The organism is Lederbergia ruris (genome assembly GCF_018332955.1).
Classification (GTDB): Bacteria; Bacillota; Bacilli; order Bacillales; family Bacillaceae_C; genus Lederbergia; species Lederbergia ruris.
In genome coordinates this window covers 20750-27127 of record NZ_BORB01000046.1, presented here as the reverse complement: position 1 = coordinate 27127, position 6378 = coordinate 20750, and the positions used below count along the sequence as shown (strand labels likewise).

The following is a 6378-nucleotide window of genomic DNA, read 5'->3' as shown; positions in this document are numbered from 1 at the left end:
AATCATTTTTCGGAAATCATCGTTATACCGTTTCCCATTATTTTTCTTACTCATCGGACACATCCTCCTTAAAAGTCATTGTATAAATTTAACTTAGATGTGTCCATGAAACTATACTAGCATCAATAATAGAGACTTTGTTAGACTTAATTATCTACCTTTGTCTAAAGAAAAATTGAAACAATTTAACAAAAAAGATGAATATGGGCTTTATAAAATAAGAAACTTTAGAAGAAGTGGTAATAATTCACTTAGAACTGAACGTCCAAAATTATTTTATCCTATTTATTACAATCCAAGTACTAATAAATTATCACTGACAAAAGGAAGTTCTTTTATTGAGATACTTCCTATAGATCCTAACGGTACAGAACGTTGTTGGAGATGGAGTAAGGAAACGTTTTTAGAAAAAAAGGATAAATATATTGAGGTAATTTTTAGCAATAATAAATATGATTTATATGTAAAAGAAAGAGAGTCAGATTATCTAGGAGAGAAACCAAAGACAATATGGAATAAAAGTGAATATACAGGTCAAACAGCTACCCATGGACTTAAAGGGCTCTTTAATGAAAAAGCATTTAGTTACCCAAAATCGGAATTTCTAATGAAAGATATCATACATGTTTGTACAGAACCTGATGAATTGATACTAGATTTCTTTTTAGGTTCAGGCACTACCCAAGCTGTTGCTCACAAAATGAACCGTCGATATATCGGTATCGAACAAATGGATTATATTAATACTGTGTCTGTTCCACGCCTCCAAAAAGTAATTGAAGGCGAACAAGGTGGCATCTCAAAAGATGTCAACTGGCAAGGTGGAGGAAGTTTTGTTTACTTAGAATTAATGGAAAAAAATCGTGGTTTCCTAAAGTCAATCAGGGATGCTAAAACCCATAATGAATTACGGAACGTATTCAATTTTATGTTAGAAGAAGCGGAAATTGATTTTAGAGTTGATTTGGAAAAAGTAAAAGATACGTTACACGAACTATCGTTAGACGACCAAAAACGAACGTTAATCAAAATCATCGACAAAAACCAGCTGTATTATAATTATTCTGAAATCGATGACGAAAATGTTCGCGATCTAATTAGTGATAGCGATTATACCTTTAATAAAAGCTTTTATGAAGAGGGTGAGGAATAATTATGTCAAAGCGGAAAAAAAGAAAACAGTTACCCTTACCTTTATATGATGAATTAATAAAACTGGATCAGAGTCTATTTAACGAAGAAGGTGCATGGTATACACCAGACTACATTGCTGAAAACATGGTACATACATTCAGATACTACCAAAGGGCTGCACTGCGATTTTTTCATTACTCGCAAGTGAGTCAAGCGTTTCGTCATCGAAACATAAACCACGTCTTATTTCATATGGCGACAGGCAGTGGAAAAACGGATTTGATGGCTGGGTTAATCCTGTATTTATACCAAGAACACGGTTACCAAAACTTTTTATTTTTAGTGAATACGAATGGCGTGTTAAACAAGACGATTGATAACTTAACGAATAAAGCTTCTGAAAAATATTTATACAAACCACAGATTGAAATCGATGGAGAAAGAATTGAAATACGGCAAGTGCAGTCCTTTCCTAAAAACCAAAGTAAGAATACGATTTATTTAAAGTTAGCAACCGTTCAGAGTGTCGCATCAGACATTTATACTCAAAAAGAAAACGCGATGGGGGAGGAAGATTATGCGAAACATAAAGTCGTTATACTAGGTGATGAGGCTCATCATTATTCCGCAACGACGAAATCGGAAAAAGAAACCGAGCAATCATGGGAAAGCGCCATTTCCACCATTTTAAATGCAAGAGAAGATAATCTCTTGTTAGAATTTACAGCGACGATTGATCTAGATAACAAAAATATTTATGAAAAATATAAAGATAAAGTGATCTATCGTTACGCGCTGGATCGGTTCATTCAAGATAAATACTCAAAAAACGTCAAACGAATTCAATCCAGTAACGCAGATATTGAAAACATGTTGAATGTTGTTTTATTAAGCGAGTATCGAAGAAGATATGCACTTGACCAATATGGCACATACATTAAACCTGTTGTTATGTTTAAATCACAGCGAATTGACGCCTCTAACGAAGCGAATGAAAAATTCAATGAGATGATTGAGACGTTGACAGCTGATTCGCTAAGAGAATTTTTAGCGAGACAAGAACAAATTACAATGGAACAGGACAGTGAAACGTTAGCTTTCGCTCATCAATATTATCGAGAGCATGATGACCAGCTAACGGAAATTGTTCGTGAAATTAAAAGGGAATTTGCGCCTACCCGGATTATTAATGCCAATGATACGGAGCGAACAGGGTTACTTGAAAAAGGTCAATACGATGCGTTAAATAGCTTGGAAAGTCCGACGAACTTATATCGTGTTATCTTTGCTGTGGCAAAACTGACCGAAGGATGGGATGTACTGAATCTGTACGATATTGTTCGGCTCAGTGATGATCCAAAAGTGAAAGGTACGAAAGCAACAACGATGTCAGAGGCTCAATTAATCGGTCGAGGCGCAAGATATTATCCGTTTCTATTAAATGGTGAAAGATCTTATAAAAGGCGATTTGAAGACGACAGCAAGGATAGCCTTATTTTAGAAACGATTCACTATCATACCATTAATGAACCACAATACTTGAAAAACTTAGTTGAATCGTTAAACGAAATGAATTTACCGACAGGCACGGATGAAAAAAATCCGTTACTGAATGTAAAAGTAAAAAGAAGTTTTAAACAAACGGATGTATGGAAATACGGGAAAATCTATTATAACGAAACCGTTGAAGTGAGTGATGATTATTATGATTCGCTGGAAAAGTATGGCGTAGATAACAAAAAAGATATTATGATTCCTTATCTTTTCTCTTCTCAAGAATTAGATTATAAAGATCGTGAAGTAACAGGCGATGTGACGAATACCCATCATGTTGCCGTTGAATTTGATAAACGTTATGTCAATAAAGTGATGAATCGTATCTCATTCTATCACTTTCATAATTTGAAAAAATACATCCCTTTACTCAAATCAAGAGAACAGTTTTTAGGTGAAAATTGGTTAAATCTGTACAATCGGACGGTTTATGCCATCGTTCCACGTTCGATGACAAAAGATGATCTTCGACCGAATGAAAAACTTAAGATACTAGAAGCATACTTCATGGATGTGGCAAAAAAAATTAAAGCCGGCTATAACAAACGTCGTGGCACGAATAAATTTATCGGCTATCCAATCAAGGAGTATATCACGAACTATCGAAAACGTGTTCCTAATTACGATACGTCAAGAATCTTAATGGATACAAACCCACAAAAAGTACAGCGGTTTGAAATGAAAGAAGATTATTTTGTTTATGATTCAGCCATTATTAACCAAACGGAAAAACAGTTAATCGATCGAATCGGCGAACGAGTGAATGAGTTTAAAGAACAGTATTCAGACGTGTATCTCATCAGAATGGACGAAAATATGCATCGTGAATCGGCAAAAAATCACCAGTTAAAATTACATCAATTTGGATATGATCATAATGAGATACGATTAGAAGGATTTCAACCAGACTTTATTTTGTACTTAAAAAATGCCGATTTCATCGTCCAAATATTTATTGAACCAAAAGGAAGGGATATGGAAGAGGAACAGTGGAAAGAGGACTTACTGCTCTATATAAACGAACAAGAAGCTGAAATCATGTTTGAAGATGAAACAGAAGATGTAAAAATTAAAGGGGTTAAATTCTATACGATGAATGATGGAAGGAACACAATTAAACAGATCGGTGAAATCGCATTAGGACGAGCGTTTAAAGGTTTAAGTGTTCAAGAGTTATAAATAAACGAAGTCAATAAACACTCCCGTAATTCACGTTTAAATGTTTAAACATATTGGAGTGATTGAGGTGTCAGGGAAATTAATACGTTTGTTTTTAGTCGATGGGAATCCGAATGGACTTAGAACGGTAGAAATCTCCAATATGACGATATACACGACCATCTTTCCTAGATCAAAACTAAAAGAGTTTTTACTAAGAGAAGAATCACGAAAAGCAGGCTGTTATTTATTGATTGGAAATGATATCGCAACACCGGAAGAAACAACGGTTTATATAGGAGAAGGCGAAATCGTCGGGGAACGATTAAAGTCACACTCTTTGGGAGGAAAACAAAAAGAATTTTGGGATGAAGCCATTGTTTTTACTTCAAAAGAAGATTATATCACAAAAACACAAATACAATATCTTGAATCAGAGTTATGCAGATTAGCGGATGATGCAGGAAAAGTAAAATTGGATAATGGAAACAGACCATCAAAGCCTACTTTATCTGAAGTAGACAATGCCGAGATGGAACAATTTTAGCGCCATTAGCTTTTTTTCAACGACCAGACCAGATTGTGGAGTAGCACAATAAAGGAAAATACGGTATTTTCAATGATATTGTTAAGAATTGTAATTATGATAACGGGAAATTTAGTTAAAAAAGCTTTGTTTATTTAGGAGTGGGAAGATGAGAGATATTTCGATATTAATTGCTGAAGATGATGAGGAAATTGCTGATCTTATTGCGTTCCATTTAGAAAAAGAAGGGTACCATGTTGTTAAAGTATCAGATGGACAAGAGGCAGTTCGTGTTGTGGAGAATCAGGCATTTGAGTTGCTGATTTTGGATATTATGATGCCGAAAATGGATGGATATGAGGTAACTCGTCGTATTCGCGAACAATATAATATGCCTATCATTTTTGTAAGTGCCAAAACTTCTGATTTTGATAAAGTACAAGGGCTTGTAATTGGAGCTGATGATTATATAACGAAACCTTTCACCCCTATTGAATTGGTTGCTCGGGTAAATGCTCAGTTACGACGCTTTATAAAGCTGAATCATCCCCAAAATGATAATAATACGAACTTGGAATTTGGTGGACTAGTGATTTCCCTTGATCAACGCACGGTTACTCTATATGGTGAAAACATTGAGCTGACACCAAAGGAGTTTGATATTTTGTATTTACTGGCTAGTCATCCAAAGAAGGTTTACAGTGTAGAAGATATTTTTCAGCAGGTGTGGGGCGAAGCATACTTTGAGGGCGGTAATACCGTTATGGTCCATGTTCGTACAATAAGGAAAAAGCTTAGAGAAAATAAACGAACAAACAAATGGATTAAAACTGTGTGGGGCGTTGGGTATACATTCAATGGCTAAATTCTCAAGAAGTTTTCGTGCAAAAATGATTATAACATTTGGCTTAAGTATGTTTCTCTCGGGTACAATCACGTATATCATTTATAAAGTCCTTCAATTTTTTTATTACACTGTAGTTGATTATGAAAGTCCGTTAGCCCATTTTCGCCGAATCATTAGACAAATTGGGGACATTAACTTTTTTTTACTAATTTTTATCCCACTTTCGATATTGTTCTTCTTTTTACTCACTAGGCGCTATTTGACCTACTTTAATAAGATTTCAAACGGAATTCATCATCTCGCTAATGGCAACTTTAGTCACCGTGTTGAAATTCATTCAAATGACGAATTTAGGGATATTGCGCAAGATATTAATTTGGCTAGTGAAATATTGAAACAGGCCATTGAAAAAGGGGAATTTTCGGAAAGCAGTAAAAATCAGTTAGTCGTAAATTTAGCTCATGATCTGCGTACACCGCTCACCTCCGTATTAGGTTATTTAGATTTAATCCTTAATGATGAGAATTTGACGGAGGAACAAGTCAAACATTTTTTGACAATTGCTTTTACTAAATCTCAACGTTTAGAAAGTCTAATTGATGAATTATTCGAAATAACGAGAATGAACTATGGCATGTTGCCAATTGAACAAAAGTACATTAATTTAAGTGACCTCCTTCATCAATTGAAAGAAGAATTATATCCTGTCTTCACGAAAAATAATTTGACCGCTCGAATGAACTTGCCTCCCTACTTACCTATTATCGGTGACGGAGAGCTTTTAGCACGTGTGTTTGAAAATCTTTTGATGAATGCGACTCGGTATGGTTACGACGGTCAGTTTGTAGACATTAACGGCTTTATTGAGTCGGAGGAAGTTGTTGTACAAGTTGTGAATTATGGTGATCGTATTCCTCCGGAGGACCTCCCGCATCTATTTGATATGCTCTATACTGGAGACAAAGCAAGAACTCAAAACAAAAATAGCGCTGGTCTTGGATTGTTTATTGCGAAGAATATTGTGGAGCAACATAACGGTTCAATTACTGTTGAAAGTAGTGTAACTCAGACAGTTTTTGAAGTCCGTTTACCAAAGGGAAGTCAAACATTAAGAAATAATGGAGATGGAATAAATTCAAATACTTGATTTAAGAAAAAT

5 protein-coding genes are annotated in these 6378 nt (G+C 34.9%); all 5 read left to right on the top strand.

Going from position 1 to position 6378, the window contains the following annotated elements; all coding sequences use genetic code 11:
- Window positions 1–160 precede the first annotated feature (160 nt).
- The 5 genes from KI363_RS22140 to KI363_RS18755 all read left to right on the top strand — a co-directional run bounded on the left by KI363_RS22140 (window position 161) and on the right by KI363_RS18755 (window position 6366).
- Window positions 161–1153 carry a DNA methyltransferase gene (locus tag KI363_RS22140; RefSeq protein ID WP_246516955.1) on the top strand — a complete coding sequence of 331 codons (993 nt, stop codon included), beginning with the start codon at window positions 161–163 and terminating at the stop codon, window positions 1151–1153.
- 2 nt (window positions 1154–1155) lie between these two features.
- Window positions 1156–3867: a DEAD/DEAH box helicase family protein gene (locus KI363_RS18770; RefSeq protein ID WP_212967289.1), complete on the top strand. Its 2712-nt coding sequence runs from the start codon at window positions 1156–1158 to the stop codon at window positions 3865–3867.
- Between the two features lie 67 nt (window positions 3868–3934).
- The gene (locus tag KI363_RS18765; protein WP_212967288.1) at window positions 3935–4393 is read left to right on the top strand and encodes a GIY-YIG nuclease family protein; all 459 of its coding nucleotides are present in this window, start codon (window positions 3935–3937) and stop codon (window positions 4391–4393) included.
- Between the two features lie 148 nt (window positions 4394–4541).
- The gene (gene vanR, locus KI363_RS18760) at window positions 4542–5237 is read left to right on the top strand and encodes a vancomycin resistance response regulator transcription factor, VanR-F/VanR-M family (RefSeq protein WP_212967287.1); all 696 of its coding nucleotides are present in this window, start codon (window positions 4542–4544) and stop codon (window positions 5235–5237) included.
- Window positions 5230–6366: a sensor histidine kinase gene (locus KI363_RS18755; protein ID WP_212967286.1), complete on the top strand. Its 1137-nt coding sequence runs from the start codon at window positions 5230–5232 to the stop codon at window positions 6364–6366. The genes vanR and KI363_RS18755 overlap by 8 nt, the downstream gene beginning before the upstream one ends.
- Window positions 6367–6378 lie beyond the last annotated feature (12 nt).

Excerpts from the sequence above, each read along its gene's own strand:
- KI363_RS18755 (WP_212967286.1), top strand. The coding sequence starts at position 5,230 with ATGGCTAAATTCTCAAGAAGTTTTCGTGCAAAAATGATTATAACATTT.
- vanR (WP_212967287.1), top strand. The coding sequence starts at position 4,542 with ATGAGAGATATTTCGATATTAATTGCTGAAGATGATGAGGAAATTGCT.
- KI363_RS18770 (WP_212967289.1), top strand. The coding sequence starts at position 1,156 with ATGTCAAAGCGGAAAAAAAGAAAACAGTTACCCTTACCTTTATATGAT.